The following is a 17,548-nucleotide window of genomic DNA, read 5'->3' on the forward strand; positions in this document are numbered from 1 at the left end:
CTCACTATTATCTCGGATGATTCACTTTTATCCCCTCCATCTGCCTATGTGCCAGTTGGGGGTGCGGAATGTGGGTTATAAAGCTTACGCATCAGATCCGCTCAAACCCGGTTGATTCCCAAACATGGCGCGGTTAAACTGACACTCTCAGGCAAAAATAAGTATTTTTACTCAAGTTATACCATTGTAAATTTTAGAATTTAGATTTTAGATTTGAGAACGACTTATGAATATGCTGGTTTGGATCTGGCGTATGGTTGCATTATTTTTTGGGAAGTGTTATCGCAAGTCCTCAAAAACCTGTTAATTTCTCAGAAACCCGGTTGCTTAATGTATCAATTGAGATCGGGCCCGGTTTCTGGTTTGATAACTTTTTTGATTTCCTCGATCGCCCTAGCCGCAACTTCTTCAGGCCTTTCGCCTCCACGGGTGCAGACTCGGACATCTGCTTGAGTGTAGAAACGCTCTCGCTCTTTAAAAAGGCTTTGCAGCTTAGATTTAATCTCGCCCTCCCGCAGTAAGGGTCGAGCGGTGTCCGAACGCAGTCGATCGTACAGTTGATCTACAGGCACATCCAGCCAAACCACTACACCGTAGTGCAAGTAACCCCAATTCATCGATCGCGCCACAATGCCGCCGCCCGTAGCCACGACCGAATTTTTATAAGCAGACAATTCGCCGAGCACTTTAGTTTCTAGTTCCCGAAAAGCCTCTTCCCCTTTTCGCTCGAAAATCTCAGCAATTGACTGATTAGCAACTCGAACAATTAGTTCATCAGTATCAAAAAAACGGTATTTTAATTTTCTTGCCAAAATCCGCCCCACCGTTGTTTTTCCCGCACCCATCATCCCGACGAGATAGATATTTACTCCCCTCAACAAATCCACTGGCAAATCCTCCCATATTTTTCTATTTTTTCAGGTTAATCGATCCGCCACTGGGGCGATCGTCGTCCTCAAACTCATCACCCTCATCCAATCCCCAATCATCCTCGGTTTCTGCACTAGGATTTTTCGGTGCTTCATCAGCGGGTTTAGGTATCGCCTCTTGCGGGGGAACGATCACCCGATACTCTGCATCGTAGATAGACTCAGTTTGCCCCACCCCAGACTGGTTTGGATCTCGATAGCCGTAAGAGTATACCGAGCCAGCCCAAGACTTGCTTTTCGGTTCCTGTTTAGCTTCGTAATCCCTCAGATTTGCCTCTGCAACGTCATTTACCTGCGGTCGATCTGGAAAATCACGATCGTCCCCCCAATCGTCATCACCCCCTTGAGACGCTGATTTTGAGCCATCTGAGACCCAATCGTCCTCATCGTCTGCCGCTGCATAAGTCCCCGGTTGAGCGTAATCCTTCGCCCCATCCGGCTTCGGAGTTTCTTGGTGGAAAGTCCGGGCACTGTAACCAGCCGACGTGCCGTACTCAGTTCGGTAAGAACCAGCAGCCTGAGTTTGGCTATTTTCCCTATTCTGATCCGGGTCAATTTCCAGCTTTCTAGGAGGGGGAGGCGGCGTGTAAGGCGTTCTGCTGTCCTCTGGGAAAGTATCGGGACGGCTGCGACTGGATCGGCCGGTGCGGTCTCCCGTTAGAGATAGGTAATTTGAAAAAGCCAGCAAACCAGAAATCAATAAAGATGTGAGAGCTCCCACCACCATGCTGAGCAGAATCCAGATAGATAAGGGTAAAGCAGGCGATCGAATTCCCAAAAACACCAGCGATAATGCCGGCTCCACATTTTGCAGGGCAAAAATAGTTAGCCCTACCACAATCACTAGCAAAAAAACAGGACGCATATCAAATTTTAATTTGTAATTTGTAAATCACTAATAACTAATAACTAATGACTAATGACTAATGACTAATTATTACTCCTCTTCCTTCCAGCGTTTGAGAGGAACGCAATCAATCCCCAACTGGTCTAAAGCGCGAGCCACCACAAAGTCTACCAAATCTTCAATAGTTTGCGGATTGTGATACCAAGCAGGAATCGCTGGTACAATTCTAGCTCCAGCTTCCGCCAAGGTAGTCAAATTCCGCAGGTGAATCAAGCTAAAAGGCGTTTCGCGAGGCACGAGTACCAATTTTCGCCCTTCCTTGAGCTGAACGTCGGCCGCTCTTTCGAGCAAATCCGAGCTCAAGCCAGCCGCCAATTTTCCTAGTGTACTCATGCTACAGGGAATAACAATCATCCCTTGGGTGCGAAACGATCCACTAGCAATATTAGCACCGACATCTTGCCAGGGGTGGCATCGGAGTTTACCCATTGTGGGTACTCCTGCTTGTTCGCGCCAAAATTCCTCTTGAAGCGTAGATTCAGCAGGCATTCGGATGTTCTGTTCGCTTTGCCAAACCATGTAAGTAGACTTGGAAGCTACGAGTTCCACAGCGCGATCGGCTTCCAACAGAAACTTTAGAGTTCGCACCGCATAAATCAGTCCCGATGCACCGGTAACTCCTACAATGAGGGGGTAGTTATTCGTCATTAATTATTTGTTAGTTGACGGTTGACTGTTGTTAGTAATTAGTTGTTATATCAAATCTGTTAGCATCGGAATTATTCATATATCTCTTCTCAACCTCTGCGTGAATCAGCGTCCATTTCTTGTCATCTGCGGTTAATACCTTCTCTTTTTTTCACCGCAGATACAGGCAGATTAACACAGATTAACGCAGATAAACTATATAAATTCCGGTTGCACGGTCCGTGATTGTTGAATTTAGACTGGATTTGACGCCCGACGATGCTACCGGATTGGGTATTATAGCAGTTCTCAATCTTGGTGAGGTATGCCCTATGCCCTATGCCCTATGCCCTATGCCCTATGCCCGCTTATCGAGAGCACCTCATGTTACTGAGAAAGGCTATAGTCCTTAATTATTTATTGATAATTGCTGAGTATAGTTGGCAGCCCACTTCTTAATACTTAGTTGCCAGACAATGACAACTAAGTAGTGAGAAAAGTTAACAGTCAACAGTCAACAGTCAACAGATTATTCATCATCATCAAAAGCTTGACTGCCGCCACCAACTGCAACTAAATCAATTTGCTGGCGGTAGTAGTCAACACTCTTGACTTGAACTTCTACCCGATCGCCCAAACGGTACTGATTGCGGTTTTTGCGGCCCACTAGAGTTTGCTGGCGCGATCGATATTCGTACCAGTCATCCTTCAGCGAAGAAACGTGTACCAGTCCTTCAACTCGCAGGATGTCGCTCTCCGGCGGCCGCACCTCAATTTCCACAAAGAAACCGTAAGACTGTACACCTGTAATCAAACCCTGGAAAGTTTGCCCGGTGCGTTCTTTCATCAATCCGGTTTTCTTCAATCCCTGCAAATCGCTTTCGGCATCCTCAGCAACCCTTTCGCGTTCCGTCAGGTGTACCACGGCCGATGCAAACTCTGTCTCAAATTCGTGGTGCAAGTCTGGGGGGAGAACATTCCAAGTAATTTGACCGTGACAGGAGGAATGGTGCAAGTCAACTTTTTCCTTAGCCCTGGTAGTGCGGCTGCTGCGGCCTTGCTCGAACACCGCTTGCAACACCCGCAGCACCAGCAAATCGGCGTAGCGAGAAAGCGGCGAAGTGCAGCGCGTGTAACCCTCTGACAGCGCCAAACCGAAGTGCGGCTTGGGAGTTGTGCTGTAAACAGCGGGCTTCATCGTGTCTTCTAGCAGGTAGGTGAGAACTCTTTCGGACTTCAGGCCGGCAAACTGCTGGGTAAATCGCTGAAAGTCAAAGGGCAGAACTTCTTCTTCGGTTTCGAGATACAGTTCGCCTCCGAGGTTGTTCGAGAGTTTGATGAACTCTTGAATGTCTGCCGGGTCTGGCATCGGCTGGACGCGGTAGATTGCTGGGACTCCCAAGGCTTGCAGGTGGGTGGCGACGGCTTGGTTGGCAAGTACCACCAACTCGGACACAGCCGACTGAGCGGGGGGAGCGACTGCAAAAGCTCCTAATTCGCCTTCGTCATCGAAGTGAGAGTTAGCGTCGGGCAAATTTAGTTCAAAAGCTCCCCGCTTCAGCCTTGTCTGTCTGGCTGCCTGTGAGGCGGCACCGAGTTGATCTAGGAAAGGACGGAGGGCGGAGGACAAAGGGTGCTCTTCGGCATCGCCTGGTTCGAGAATTGCTTGAGCTTGCTCGTAGGTGAGGTGGTAGTCAATTTGAATGACGCTGGTTTGAATTTCGTATTCTAGGAGTTCTCCTGATTCGTCTAGGGTGAGCAGTATGCTGAAGGCCAGCCGTTCGGTATCTGGCAGCAGAGAGCAGCGCTCGTTGAGGATTTCTGGCAGTACGGCGATGATTTTGTCTCCCAGATGGGCGGCGGTTCCTCGCTTGCGGGCTTCGCGGTCGATCGGGGTTTCTGGCTGCACGTACTCGGCGGCGTCGCTGATGTGGATTCCTACTTGCCAGCGGCCGGGCTTCAGGGTTTCGATCGACAAAGCGCGTTCCACTGGCGGATCGGAGAGGAATGATGTCGGGTCAAACTCGTTTTCGGCTGCTCCTTCGGAGAGATTTTCCTGCTCAGCTTGAGGGGCATCGTTAAATTCGCTGTTGGTTGTTCCCGGTTCGTTTTTGCTGAAGGCAACAGTCAGGATGTTACGCAAGTCTAGCCGTTTTTTGATGTCGGTTTTTTTGACTTTGCTGGGCAAGTTTTCGGCTGCTTTGATGACGGTGGCGGGGAACGATCGCGGCAAGTCGTGTTTGCAGCATACGATGTCGAGGTCGTCAGCGGCTTCGGCGTCGGAACCGAGTACCTGTACTACTTTGCCGACTGGCCGATGAGTGCCGAGGGGGTAGCGTTTGACTTCGACGTGTACTAGGTGGTCGATCGCCTCTTGGAGATTTGTGCCATTTGCGAGCAAGTCTAGTTCAAACAACAGGCGATCGTCCAGGGGGATTGCTCTGTAGCTGACGCGGCCGGTGGGGGTGGCGGTTTGCTTGACTCGCGCGAGTACCGAGGGGTTGGCGCGTTCGAGGATGAGCATGACTTCGCCTTCGGGCGATCGGCGGCGGCTACCTTCTTTGATGATTTTGACTAAGACTCGATCGCCATTCCAAGCTGTCGAGAGATGACTTTCCCGCACGTAAACGTCTTCTGAGCCTTCGGCGTCTTGAATTGCAAAGCAAAATCCTTTGCTCGAACAGCGCAGTTTTGCTTCTACTACGTCGTCTTCAGCTACTCGGCGATAGCGACCTTTGTCTTTGACTAATATGCCAATTTTCTCTAAAGCTTCTAATGCGATTTGAAGTTTGAGTTGACTGGTGGCGTCGTTGCAGTCGAGTTTTTTCTCCAATGCTTTAGGAGCCACTAATTTGTCTTCTGTAAAATTTGCCAGCAGTGCAGCGATAGAAAATTCCATGTAGCGATCGATCCTCTTGTTTCCAGCAATTAGTCTAATTTTGGCGAAATCAGCCGCACTCCCTCGGGCCCTCGCAGTGCCTGCTTCCCAACAAATGCGCGGGTTAATAGGTGGAGACGCGAGCACAGCCACCTTGTTTGAGCGCGAGGATTTTTTGAGCTTCTCTCCCGACACGGGCTTCGTGCTAATTGTCTGCTGTCTGTCTTGAACTGACGGCTGACGGTGCAGAAAACTGTCCCGCACGCTATTCCCCAATACAATTTTTTAGCGTTGGTTTTTTTGCTTTTAGGTCAGCAGCGCCGAGCACTTCGCGAATTAGAAAGCCCCTGTCGGTTCTTAAAAGATGGCTCGATACTGAAAGCGACGGCTTGAGTCGAGGATGAGCCGATGGAGAGATGGAGAGGGAGAAAATTTGCATTTCTTCCTTCTGCCTTGTTCCTTCTGCCTTGTTCCTTCTGCCTTTTGAAGTGCCTCTTGCTTCTTGCTTTAGCAAAGAATTTACCGGCTCAAGGCAAAATTGCTAGTAGCTCGCTGCTGCGATGCCCCTGTTTTTTGCACGCGATCTGCCCTTGCGGACGGAGGTGCAACGAGCGGGTCGGGAGCAATCTGTGCTGTAGAAAGTGCAAGGTACACAAAACCGGAGACTTTTACTACTTTTGCTTAGTTGCTGTGTCATCTCCTATAGATAGAAATGACGCCCGATGCTTGTTAGCTTAAACCGCTGGATGTGGGATGGGGTTTAGTGGCGTGAAAGGTTGCGCGGATGACTCACCTTTAATTTATTGTATGTTGAATATGTGCTTTCAGAAAATTGTTTTCTTTGGGCTGTACTACACTTAAGTCATAAGCCCCTCCTGGTTTCGGGGTCAAAAAATTATGTTTGCTGAATTTCGCGCCCTTTATCCCGCTGGACAGTTAATCTGTGAGTTGCTGACTGTTCATCACGGTAAGTTTGTTGTTCGCTGTCTGGTTCAGGTTGACGGCAAAACTATTGCTACGGCTATGTCGGCTGCTGAGTCTGTTGAGGATGCTGAAGACCGCGCCCGGTTGCGGGCGATCGCTGTCCTCGGAGTTGCCGATCCCGCGAGTGCGATCGCGAGTGTTTCTCCGGCTCCGGTTGCTCCGGTTGCTCCGGTTGCTGCTGTTCCGGTTCCTGTTCCGCCGACAAGTGTTCCGGTTGCTGCTGTTCCCGTTCCCCCTCCTGCTGCTGTTCCCGTTCCTGTTCCGCCTGCTCTTGCTCCTCTTCCTGTTCTAGAAATGCCTGTTGCCGACAAAGTTTCTGTACCACATCAAAGCAATTTTGTCAATACTGAAGCGAAATTAAATGAAGAGCCGATCGCACCTGTACCGGAACCGCTGCCGCCAACGGTCGATCGCGTGGAGACTACTGGATTTGTACCGAAGCAGTTAGACTCGGACGCTTGGCTTTCTTCCAGCTACGGCGAACCGATCGCGGAATTGGATGTGCCGACTGCTAGCCCAAGTGAACTGCTACAGGGTGCGGCCGAAGTCAGGGAATTGCAACCGATCGCAGTGGGAATTCCGAGCGATGCGATCGAGGATAATTCTGATACGATCGCCCAAATAGACGCCATCCTCAAACGGCTGCGATGGAAAAAACCACAGGAAACCCAGTGTCTGGAACACAATTACGGCAAGTCGTCGCAGAGAGAGCTTTCTAGCGAAGAGTTAGTAGATTTCCTAGAATATCTGGAAATCTATAGCAGAACCACTGAGGAAATCCAGCGGCTGGGCTGGACTGCCAACCAAGGAAAAGATCATCTCAAACAAGCTTATGGCAAAGAAGCGCGCCATTTCTTAAATCAAGTAGAATTGCTCGACTTCCTGCAATATCTCGAATCTTTGCCCTAGTAATTATGTAGGGTTTCTAGGTGTGATGTTTTTTTAGAAAAAGCTACATATAGCAGTTTTCAATTGTATGAAATACAGTAAGGACTTAACTATGACGCTGTATCATGCGCCCCAGCATCTGTAATTCACTCCACTGAAAACTGCTATATGACTGTTAAAAATTAAAAATCAAAAATGAAGAATATTTCCTCATTTTTGATTTTTAACGTTTAATTTACGCGACGGCGGCGATCGGGCGGCTGGCGGAAGGACGGCGATCGATCACTTGATCGACTAATCCGTAGTCCTTTGCTTCTTCAGCGGACATGAAGAAATCCCGTTCGGTATCTTCTTCAATGCGGGAAAGCGGCTGACCGGTATGGTTGGCAAGATGTTCGTTCAGGCGGCGTTTGTGGTACAAAATCTCTTTGGCCTGAATTTCAATATCGGTTGCTTGTCCTTGAGCTCCGCCTAGAGGTTGGTGGATCATAATCCGGGAGTGAGGCAAACTCATCCGCTTGCCTTTAGCGCCGGCACTCAACAGAAAAGCGCCCATGCTGGCTGCCAAACCGAGACAAATAGTGCAAATGTCGGGGCGGATGTGGTTCATCGTGTCAAAAATGCCCATACCTGCTGTTACCGAACCCCCTGGGGAGTTGATATAGAGGTAAATATCTTTCTCCGGGTCTTCGGCGTCTAAAAATAGCAATTGGGCAACGATCAGGTTAGCCAAATCTGAGTCAACCTGTTGGCCCAAGAAGACGATGCGATCGCGCAGGAGTCGCGAGTAAATGTCAAAGGCGCGTTCGCCGCGACCGGATTGTTCTATAACTGTTGGGATCATTGACCGGGCCTGCCTATTACGTATCTTTTTTTAATTTTAGCGATTAGGGCTCAGTTATAGTTAGCGATCGGTGGCGGGCGATCGAGAAATCGGCAAAATCCTTTAGCTGGGCGGGGTTGGGGCGGTAATTTGTGGAAGTTGTAGCGGGGGTGCGATCGGATTTCCGATCACGCAGGCGATCGATGTTGAGGAAGCCGACATCAATAAACGTTGTTATGTGGCGATCGTATCATTGCGACAACTGAAATCGCTCGATCGGGGCTGACACTAGGAAAAAAGCCTTTGAAACTCATTTAGCCAATCACCAGCTTCGAGACAATCAAGCACAGTCTTCATCGGGACGCGAGTACCCATAAAGACAGGATTTCCCCCTAAAATGTCGGGGTCGCTATGAATGATAGGTAGTGTGGATGTCATATAAAAATTTTTGGGAGTCATGAATCTGATGACGGTGGGCGATCGTCCAATTCTACTAAAGCTACTTTTACACAGGCGCGAACAGCACTCCAATCACGTTCGGATAAATGCCCTATCAAAATCAGGTTGGCAGAAGGCGGTAAAGTAAGAATGAAACTGCGGAAAACAGATACAATTCTCAAACCTGCGGATGCTCAATCTTGCAGAGTATAGTCAGTAGAGCCAAGATTTGTTGTCTGGGTAGTGATTAACCCAACTATGAAATCAGGGCGGTTTCTATGATAAGTAGTCGAGGACAAAACCACAACAGGGCGACGTTTAACACCTGTGACACCTGGAAAATCTGCTGTTACTACATCACCAGGATTGAATTTCACTAATCCATCTCCTCACTCTCCGGGAAAAGTGTAGCTGCGTATTGCAACGAAAACATTGTTACATCGAGGCAATCTTGCTCAGTCCAGGTCTCACTTTGCTCGACGACAGAGACATTTTGGTTTGATAACTCGTTGAGGATCAGAGTTGCCAAGCGTAGCCGCTCCGTTGGTGACAAAGTGTGGACAACTTGAATATAGATTTCTTGAGCAGTAGTCGGCATAAAAAGTCCTCCTGCCTTCAATTGTAACCTAAACTGGTGTCTGAATCGGAATATCGATCGCCTTGATCTCAGATAGTTAAAAAAATTATATCAACTACATACCAAACTACTCAAATTTTTATCGCCCAACCACGGCGATACATTCCATACAAAATTAACCACCAAAATAATACCGCAGTCACGGCAAATGCTAGGGAACCATTCAGAGGCCCCGCCCACGGCACAAACCAGTTTTCATAAATCCAAGTGTAAGTTGTTGGAGCAGTTTCCCCGCTGCCGATATGAGTTTTTAACAGGATTCTGGCGACAATACCGGAAGCAACAAACAGGAAAATGGCATTCAATCCCATGATTTCAAACGGCCTCCCCCATTTCCAATCCCGCACTTCTATTGTTTCGTAGCAAGCGGCTAGCAATAGCAACGCCCAACCTGCGGTAAAGACTACATAGGAACTCGTCCAAAGTTGTTTGTTGATCGGAAAGGAAAATCCCCACAAACGGCCAATTATTAGGCAACTGAGGCCGCAGATTGCTAAGTTGATACTGGTGCGGGTTTTGATTGGCTGTACGCGCAGCCACTCTCCTGTAAAGTACCCGATCATGACTGTTACAACTGCGGGTAAGGTACTCAACAATCCTTCGGGGTCGAAGGGGCCGCCTTTGTACAGGTGTTGGCTACCGAGAATTAGCCGATCGACATATCCTCCTAAATTTCCTTCTGGCGTGAGTTCGCCGGCAGTGTACCCCCCTACAGCAAATACGGTCAATGCACCCCAATAGCCCAAAAGCACGGCAACAGCGAGCAGTTTTTGATTGCGGGGGGAAAGGTTGAGAATGGCGATCGCACTGATAAAGTAAGCTAAGCCGATGCGCTGCAATACTCCCATGATGCGGATTTTACCGAAGTTCTCCACCGGGGCGCTGTTGAGAAGTACGTCAAGGGCGATCGAAGATGTATTTAGCAGCAATCCTAATACAAATAGAATCGCGGTGCGGCGCGCAATTCGCCAGTAAATATTTGAAGCAGTAAGAAGGAACAAGGAAGCAGGTTTTTTATCAGCGTTTTTTTGTTCCTCTGTTTCTACTAACAATTGGGATTTTGCTGCACCGGATTTTTTAGAAATTTGAGTGTATTTAGACAGCGAGAAAGACATCGCGCAGCCAACGATGAACAGGAAAAAAGGAAATACTAAGTCTGTCGGGGTGCAGCCGTTCCATTCTGCGTGATCTAGTGGCGGATACACCTGTTTCCAACTGCCGGGGTTGTTGACTAGAATCATCGAGGCGATCGCAATTCCGCGAAAAACATCAAGGGATTTTAAGCGCATGGGGGAGAAGGGAGAAGGAAGAGGTTCGAGGGAAGAAAGAAAAACTACTAATTACCAATTATCAATTACCCATAACCCATTACCCCTTAACTAAATTTCAATTCCTTCCAGAGTCATAATAACTGCATTCTTCATCAACATCTCGCAGCGTTCTGCATAAAAAGCTGCTGCCTTATCATACTTGTTGACTTGCAAGACGCGCAGAAACATTTGCCTTGCTTGCGCGAATTGTTGCTGGTAGTGAAAAAAAATTCCCTGTTCAAAATAAGTTTGGGTTTGTGCTTTTAATTCGATGATTGTATCCGAGTCGCCGTCGTAAATTTCAAATACAGCAACAGGTGTTTGTTTTCCTTTTACTTGAACGCGATCGAGAAACCGACACTTGTAATGTTGAGGATCGTCGATCCGGCAAAGGGTTTGGACGCTAGCTACAATACCAACTCCATAAAGCTTTGTCAATCCTTCCACCCGGGAAGCTAAATTAACGGCATCAGAAATCACCGTACTTTCCATTCGTTCCGCTTCGCCAATCGTACCTAACATTAAAGTTCCCGTATGCAAACCAATGCCGATCGAAATAGGTTGATAGCCACTATTTTGCCTATGTCTGTTATAAATTTTAACTTGCTGCTGCATCTCAATTGCTGCTTGCACAGCATCTTCAGCCCTGTTAGGAAACAAAGCCATAATCCCGTCACCAATGTATTTATCGATAAAACCATCGTACTGACGGATAACTGGGCAAACTCGGCTTAAGTAAGAGTTTATAAAATTAAAGTTTTCTCGGGGAGACATACTTTCTGACAGACTTGTAAAAGATCGAATATCGGCAAACATAATCGTCATTTCTGCCTGTACAGAGTCTCCCAATCTCGCATCAACAATGCTTTCAATTTTAAGAAATTTTAAAAATTCCCGGGGAACAAAGCGGGCGGAAGCTGTTGCAATTTTTTCGAGTTCGCTTTTGCTGGCTTCGATTTGAGTCAGGGAGCGAAATGCTCTCAGTGCTGTTACTACCGTGGTAAATAACTTTTTGTTTGTCAGTTCTGTTTTAGTTTTGTAATCGTTAATATCGTAGCTGACAATTACTACATCTTCAGGGATTTGTCCCGGCTGTCCAGTGCGTAAAATAATCCGCACTATCTTATTGTCTAAAATATCGCGGATGTATTTTACTACTTCCAAGCCTGCCTCTTCTGTTTCCATAACTACATCCAGTAAAATCAATGCTATATCTGGATGGTCTTGGATCATTTCTTTGGCTTCTTTGCCTGAGTAAGCGCTAATAAATGTGATGAGTTTGTTTTCAAATGTAAATTCTTTTAAGGCTAGTTTTGTAATATTGTGAATTTCTATTTCATCGTCTACAATTAATATTTTCCAACTGGCTTCTATCGGCTTTTCTTCCACCTCGTCTTCTTCGGCAAATATTAATTCATCGTCGCCCGCCGCGATTAATTCGTCATCGCCCGCAGCCAACAGGTTTTTACTAGCTTCTGACATTTATCGTGCTCCTAAATAAAAGTTATATTCATGTTGGCGGTATAATAACTAATTGCTCATTTTAGCGGGAAATTCAATCATAAATTTTGTGCCTTTTTTTACTTGACTTTCGCAGCGAATTGTGCCGTTGAGTTTTTGAGTAACAAGGTTATAAATAATGTGCAGTCCCAATCCGGTACCGCCCTGACCTCTTTTGGTAGTGAAAAACGGTTCAAAAATTTTACTGAGATTTTCTGGGGCAATTCCTTTGCCGTTATCGGCATATTCAAATATTAGCCGATCGCCCTCTAGTTTGAAATCAAAGGTCAGAATTCCTTCGTCTTCTCTATCGTAAGCGTGAATTAGGGAATTCAACACCAGATTTGTCACAATTTGACACAGCACCCCAGGGTAACTGTTCAGTAAAATATTTTCATCGCACTTAATCTCTATTTTGTGTTTAGTTCTTTTGAGTTTGGCACTTAAGGATGTCAAAATTTCCTCTAGATAGTTTTTTAAGTTAAACGTGCGTTTGAATTCGCTCGACTGATCTACTGCGACTTCTTTAAAACTGTGAATCAAGTCTGCCGCCCGCGTGAGGTTGGATAAGATCATATTACTGCTTTGCATGGCGGTATCCAGAAACTTTTCTAACTCAGAGCGTTTAATTTGGCCGTTGGTGTAAAGCTCAAAAAATTTTGTGGCTTTTTCAGCTAGCAGAGAAGCGGCGGTGATGCCGATACCGATTGGAGTATTGATTTCGTGGGCAACACCTGCAACCAACCCTCCGAGGGCGGCCATTTTTTCCGATTCTACCAGTTTATTTTGAGCCGATTTTAGGTCTTCTAAAGTTTGGGATAGCTCGGAGGTACGCTGCTGTACTAAATTTTCGAGATTCTGATTAAATTGGTGCAAATTGGCGTAAAGTTGAGCGTTTTCGATCGAGATAGAAATTTGAGAAGACAGCAGTTTTAATATTTCTAACCTGTCTGGCGTAAAAGCGCCTGTAGTCAGATTGTTTTCTAAATATAGAATGCCGCTGAGTTGACCTTGATTGATTAAAGGAGTGCAAAGAATTGATTTAGGTTGAACGGCAATTATATAGGGTGTGCGAGTAAATTGTCCTTCGCGGGCGGCATCGTTTAAAACTACGCTTTCCTGGGTACGAGCGACATAGTTGACAACTGCAACTGCCAGCAAAGTTACTTCTGGCTCCTCTGCTACAAAATCTATCGGAATTGATTGCATGACAGCAACGCGATCGGCATCTACAGATCCTGATGCTTCAATCACCCATTGACCTGATTTTTCTAGTATTAAAAAGCCTCTTTGCGCCCCGGCATTTTCAATAACAATTTTCATCATTTTTGCTAGCAGTTTGTCTAGAACTATTTCGCCAGCTAAGGCTTGCGATGCTTTGACTGCTGTTGTCAAATCTAGCACGCCTGCACTGCTGCTGGTAGTAGAAGCGCTGCTGATAGATTTGTGAGTTTCGATATTAGTTGAAATCAAGGCTGAAGTTAGCAACTGCGAGTATTTTGATTCTAAATGCGCTACCTTGGCTTTGGCTCCCCAGCGCTGATAGCAATAACGTGCCTCTATCAAGTAAGTCTTAGCAATTTTGGATCGCCCTATGGATAGATAAAATGCTCCGGCCAATTCTGCTGCAAGTGCTTGTACCTGTATGTATCCGTTTTCTTGAGCGCCTTGAATTGCGGAGTCGTAATATTCCATTGCTCTCACAATATTGCCCAACACTCGCGCTTTTTCTGCGGTGATTAAGTCGCACTTGTGCTGAAGGTTCATAGGGGCAGAAAGCGCTTTATTTTGCAAATTTTTTCTGTTACCTGTTGCGTAAAAAAGATGCTCTTCTTGTTCTTCCTTTGGGGCAGATGGATATGCTGCTAGTCGCACGAGAGCATCGTAAAAATGGTATTCAGGAACATTAATAAAGCCCGCAACTCCGTCTAAATACACTTCGGCTTGCGCTGCATTTTCTAGCGCTCGCTCGACATCTCCAAATAAATACGCTAAGATTAATTTCTGTAAATAAAAGTGCTGGAGTCCAACCCGATCGTTAGCTGTCAACAGCAGTGGCAACAATTTTTCTTCGTTGTAAGCTTCACCTAATAAAACTTCAGAACTTGGTAAGTTTCCCATCAATTGCAAAACTGTTTGCCGATATATTTGATTCCATGTCAATACCGTTTCTTGCTTTAGTTGACACAGTAAATAGTTGTAATTTGCCATTTTATGTTCTAGTTGCGGCAATTCTTGGCCGATGAAATACAAAGACTGACAAATATTTACTGCCGAATATCCGACACCTTCTAAATCACCGTTTTCTAGCGCGCTTTGATAGGCTTCCTCTAACAGCGGTAAAGTGTCTTTAACGTGATGCTTGCCGTGCATCAAAATGAATGCTACTAAATTAAGCGTCTTGCTTTTGAACTCTACAGCATTTAATTTATCGATCAACTTTAAAGCTAATTGACCGAAGCGAGCGCCTGATTCAATATCTCTAAATATTCCTTTTAAAATTGCTCCGTAATTAGCATACCCGAAGGCGGAAAAAGCAGAATTTCCGTAGTTAATAGATAAATTGACTTGCTCACATACAATCAGCGGCAGCAGCACTGGCTCAACTATAAACGTAGCTGAAAACATACTGGAAAGCAGGCGCATTGTTGCTAGTTTTCGCAGATTAGTCATCACAGGCAAGTTAATTAAATCTTCTATCTTTTTTTCGTCGGTAAAATAAGCTGCGGTTTGGGTCAATACTTGCTGAATGTGGAGAGGACTCGGCGATTCTGGAAAGTTTATTCCTAACATTTTTAGTGCTTCCCGACCAATTTTTACCGATTCTTGGAGTTTGGTTTGCATCGCACAAGCTGTGATTCTAATTTCAAAAACTTTGATTTTGTCTAGTTCATTTTTTGCTTGTTGCAGGACAATTTCTGCCCATTTTTCCATTTGTTCAAACTCCGTATTTAGGTAAGCTGCTTCTGCCGCTGACTCGTAGAGCGCAAGAGTCAAGTCGTAGTCAGTTTGCCAACTTTCGGGGGGAAGCAGCTCAATACCTACGGTTAAATATTTGACGGCGAGTTCGTAAGCTGCACTTGCTTTTGCTTGGCCGCCTGCAATTAAATTTAATTGGCATACTTGAAATTTTTCTAATTCACCGCTGATAATTTTTTGGGCTGCATTTAGTTGGTTAACAGTCTCAAAAATATGCTTTTCTAATTGTTCTTGCTGCGCATTTTGTAGTAAAAATCTGCCTATTTTGAGATGGGTTTCTTGTTTATGAGAATCGGAGATTAAAGCATAAGCTGCTTGCTGCACTCGCTCGTGCAAAAATTTGTAACTCGCGCCAGCAGCATCAGGTAGGGACAATTCATCTGTAAAATCTCTAGATATTTGGTTTGTTAATTCTGTGCTTGCTGCTAGCGCTATCGGAATTTTGTAGGCGTTATTCACGGGCAAAATCAGACCGGACTGAAGTGCTTCCCAGAGGTCTGTTGCTGTGGAACCCAGAGGTTTTTCGCCGATATTCGAGAGAATTCCTAAATCAAATTTGTTGCCAATACAAGCGGCTAATTTGAGCATTTTCTGGGTATTATCTGAAAGTTTTTGAATGTTATCTATCATTAATTCTACAACATTGTCAGTTATTCCCATTTCTTGTATTTGCTCGATATCCCACTGCCACTCGCCTTTGAGTTGGCTTTTTTTCACAACTCGCTCTGGGCTTGTTTGGGTACAGTCAGAAATGTAACGTTCGGCTCGCTCTACGGATTTTTCCGACGGTTCAAATTTAAACTGGAGCAATTTTTTAGAGTAAAGAGACTTCATAAATTGCTTCAAAAAAAATGGATTTCCTGCGGTTTGTTTAAACAGCAATTCTGCTAAAGTTAGCGATTTTTCTGGTTCGCAGTTCAGAGTGTCTGCAACGAATTGATTGACGCTGTTAATATCAAAAGGCGAAAGGGCGATCGCACTCACAGTCACGCCTGCTTTGCAAATTGCTTCTGCAGTCAGCATTACGGGATGATTTGCATCTACTTCCTGTTCTCGATAGGCTCCAATTATTAATAAGTATTGACTTTTGAGGTCAGTTGCTAACAGTTGTATTAACTTGAGTGATGCTGAATCGACCCACTGCAAATTGTCGAGGAATATTACCAGAGGGTGTTTTTTTTGAGTAAAGACGCGGATAAATTTTTGAAATACTAAATTAAAGCGGTTTTGAGATTCATTTGCTCCTAAATCTGGCACTGGGGGTTGCGACCCGACAATCAGTTCTACTTCGGGAATAACTTCAATAATTACTTGGCAGTTGCCGCCGATATCATTTAATATTTTTTGTCTCCAAACTTGGACTTGGGCGGGAGTTTCTGTGAGGATTTGCCGCAACAACTCTTGAAAAGCTTGGAGCAAAAAACCGTAAGGAATATCGCGCTTAAATTGCTCAAATTTGCTGTCAATAAAATACCCGTTTTCGCGCACTATCGGCTTAGAGAGTTCATAGGCTAACAACGATTTGCCCAGACCGGCACAACCCGAAATCAGCACGATTTCTGTATTTCCTCGCCTCATGCGATCGAAGGTACTGAGCAGCAGATTAACTTCGGTTTCTCGCCCGTAAAGTTTTTGGGAAATTTGCAGGTGACTCGATCGATCTTGCTCGCCGAGGGTGATGTGAGAAATTTCGCCCGTTGTTTGGAGTTGTTCGAGACAATTCTCTAAGTCGCACCCAAGTCCGAAAGCACTTTGATACCTATCTTCTGCGGTTTTTGCTAGTAGTTTCATCACGAGATCGGAAACGACTTGAGGAATCTCCTCGGTTTGTGCTTGATTGATTCTACCTTCTATTTTATGCTTTCTATTATTACAAGGAGAAACTGGGCTTTTCGCAATATGGCAGTGTACTAACTCCATTGGATCGATCGCATTAAAAGGCAATTCGCTACAGAGCATTTCATAAAAAGTGACGCCTAAAGAATAAAAATCGGTGCGGTAGTCGATCGCCCGATTCATGCGTCCCGTTTGTTCGGGAGACATATAGGCGAGGGTTCCTTCGAGTAAATTGGGATGGCTGAGAGCTTGATTTTCGCCTGGTAGCAGCGAGGCGATCGCAAAATCAGCAATCTTGACATCTCCGGTCTCGATATTGACAATAATATTGCTGGGTTTAATATCTTTGTGGATGATGTGGTGTTCGTGGAGTTGCCCGATAGTTTCTGCTAGTTTTATGCCAATCTGCAGAAATTGTTGTAACTCTAGCTGGTTGTTGCTGAGAAAGTCTTTTAGGGAAATGCCGCCAAAATCTTCTAAAACTAAAACAGGAAAGTGATTGTATTTTTCTATTTTGTAAAGCTTGACTATTCCTGGGAAATTTAAATTTTTAAGGATTTCGGATTCGTGCAGGAGTTGGGCTATTTGGGCTGGATTAGGGTATGGTGGCGTGAGAGTTTTGAGGATAACGGGTTTTTGTTCCTCAAGCTGTATCCCTCGATAAATAGCTGTGTGAGAGTTTGTATAAATTTTTCCGTCAATGCGGTATCCCGGAATGGTAATCATGCTGTTTGGATGTGGTTTGAAAGGTAGGGTTATACGATTTTAGATTTGAGATTTTAGATTGGGAATGATTGATGACATAAGGGTTT

The 17,548-nt window shown here is 45.5% G+C and carries 12 protein-coding genes; 1 reads left to right on the forward strand and 11 read right to left on the reverse strand.

Annotated elements, in window-relative coordinates:
• Nucleotides 1-335: 335 nt before the first annotated feature.
• From QUA78_RS25595 to QUA78_RS25610, 4 genes are all read right to left on the reverse strand, one after another.
• Nucleotides 336-887: a shikimate kinase gene (locus QUA78_RS25595; RefSeq protein WP_333306905.1), complete on the reverse strand. Its 552-nt coding sequence runs from the start codon at nt 885-887 to the stop codon at nt 336-338.
• A gap of 22 nt (nt 888-909) precedes the next feature.
• The gene (locus QUA78_RS25600; RefSeq protein WP_333306907.1) at nt 910-1,794 is read right to left on the reverse strand and encodes a LapA family protein; all 885 of its coding nucleotides are present in this window, start codon (nt 1,792-1,794) and stop codon (nt 910-912) included.
• A gap of 72 nt (nt 1,795-1,866) precedes the next feature.
• Complete coding sequence (locus QUA78_RS25605) at nt 1,867-2,484, reverse strand: flavin prenyltransferase UbiX (RefSeq protein WP_333306908.1); 618 nt, start codon at nt 2,482-2,484, stop codon at nt 1,867-1,869.
• Between the two features lie 508 nt (nt 2,485-2,992).
• Nucleotides 2,993-5,362: a ribonuclease R family protein gene (locus QUA78_RS25610; protein WP_333399098.1), complete on the reverse strand. Its 2,370-nt coding sequence runs from the start codon at nt 5,360-5,362 to the stop codon at nt 2,993-2,995.
• Between the two features lie 876 nt (nt 5,363-6,238).
• Between QUA78_RS25610 and QUA78_RS25615 the strand changes: the two genes are divergently transcribed.
• On the forward strand, nt 6,239-7,234 hold the full coding sequence (locus tag QUA78_RS25615; RefSeq protein WP_333399095.1) for a hypothetical protein: 996 nt from the start codon (nt 6,239-6,241) through the stop codon (nt 7,232-7,234).
• Between the two features lie 214 nt (nt 7,235-7,448).
• Here QUA78_RS25615 and clpP read toward each other — a convergent pair whose 3' ends face one another.
• From clpP to QUA78_RS25645, 7 genes are all read right to left on the reverse strand, one after another.
• Nucleotides 7,449-8,081, reverse strand: coding sequence for an ATP-dependent Clp endopeptidase proteolytic subunit ClpP (gene clpP / locus QUA78_RS25620; protein WP_333399099.1), 633 nt, complete (start codon nt 8,079-8,081; stop codon nt 7,449-7,451).
• A gap of 243 nt (nt 8,082-8,324) precedes the next feature.
• On the reverse strand, nt 8,325-8,495 hold the full coding sequence (locus tag QUA78_RS25625) for a DUF433 domain-containing protein (protein WP_333399096.1): 171 nt from the start codon (nt 8,493-8,495) through the stop codon (nt 8,325-8,327).
• A 173-nt stretch (nt 8,496-8,668) separates the two neighbouring features.
• Complete coding sequence (locus QUA78_RS32970; protein WP_445242671.1) at nt 8,669-8,851, reverse strand: type II toxin-antitoxin system PemK/MazF family toxin; 183 nt, start codon at nt 8,849-8,851, stop codon at nt 8,669-8,671.
• The gene (locus QUA78_RS25630) at nt 8,851-9,072 is read right to left on the reverse strand and encodes a hypothetical protein (RefSeq protein WP_333303684.1); all 222 of its coding nucleotides are present in this window, start codon (nt 9,070-9,072) and stop codon (nt 8,851-8,853) included. Before QUA78_RS25630 ends, QUA78_RS32970 begins: the two co-directional genes overlap by 1 nt.
• A 110-nt stretch (nt 9,073-9,182) precedes the next feature.
• Nucleotides 9,183-10,400, reverse strand: coding sequence for a heparan-alpha-glucosaminide N-acetyltransferase domain-containing protein (locus QUA78_RS25635; RefSeq protein ID WP_333303683.1), 1,218 nt, complete (start codon nt 10,398-10,400; stop codon nt 9,183-9,185).
• A 90-nt stretch (nt 10,401-10,490) separates the two neighbouring features.
• Nucleotides 10,491-11,903, reverse strand: coding sequence for an adenylate/guanylate cyclase domain-containing protein (locus tag QUA78_RS25640; RefSeq protein WP_333303682.1), 1,413 nt, complete (start codon nt 11,901-11,903; stop codon nt 10,491-10,493).
• 48 nt (nt 11,904-11,951) lie between these two features.
• Complete coding sequence (locus QUA78_RS25645; RefSeq protein ID WP_333303681.1) at nt 11,952-17,462, reverse strand: ATP-binding sensor histidine kinase; 5,511 nt, start codon at nt 17,460-17,462, stop codon at nt 11,952-11,954.
• Nucleotides 17,463-17,548: the final 86 nt, after the last annotated feature.

Origin of the sequence: Microcoleus sp. K4-B3 (genome assembly GCF_036704615.1) — a bacterium.
Lineage (GTDB): Bacteria > Cyanobacteriota > Cyanobacteriia > Cyanobacteriales > Microcoleaceae > Microcoleus.

Excerpts from the sequence above, each read along its gene's own strand:
- QUA78_RS25600 (WP_333306907.1), bottom strand. The coding sequence starts at position 1,794 with ATGCGTCCTGTTTTTTTGCTAGTGATTGTGGTAGGGCTAACTATTTTT.
- QUA78_RS25605 (WP_333306908.1), bottom strand. The coding sequence starts at position 2,484 with ATGACGAATAACTACCCCCTCATTGTAGGAGTTACCGGTGCATCGGGA.
- QUA78_RS25610 (WP_333399098.1), bottom strand. The coding sequence starts at position 5,362 with ATGGAATTTTCTATCGCTGCACTGCTGGCAAATTTTACAGAAGACAAA.
- QUA78_RS25615 (WP_333399095.1), top strand. The coding sequence starts at position 6,239 with ATGTTTGCTGAATTTCGCGCCCTTTATCCCGCTGGACAGTTAATCTGT.
- QUA78_RS25625 (WP_333399096.1), bottom strand. The coding sequence starts at position 8,495 with ATGACTCCCAAAAATTTTTATATGACATCCACACTACCTATCATTCAT.
- QUA78_RS25630 (WP_333303684.1), bottom strand. The coding sequence starts at position 9,072 with ATGCCGACTACTGCTCAAGAAATCTATATTCAAGTTGTCCACACTTTG.
- QUA78_RS25635 (WP_333303683.1), bottom strand. The coding sequence starts at position 10,400 with ATGCGCTTAAAATCCCTTGATGTTTTTCGCGGAATTGCGATCGCCTCG.
- QUA78_RS25640 (WP_333303682.1), bottom strand. The coding sequence starts at position 11,903 with ATGTCAGAAGCTAGTAAAAACCTGTTGGCTGCGGGCGATGACGAATTA.
- QUA78_RS25645 (WP_333303681.1), bottom strand. The coding sequence starts at position 17,462 with ATGATTACCATTCCGGGATACCGCATTGACGGAAAAATTTATACAAAC.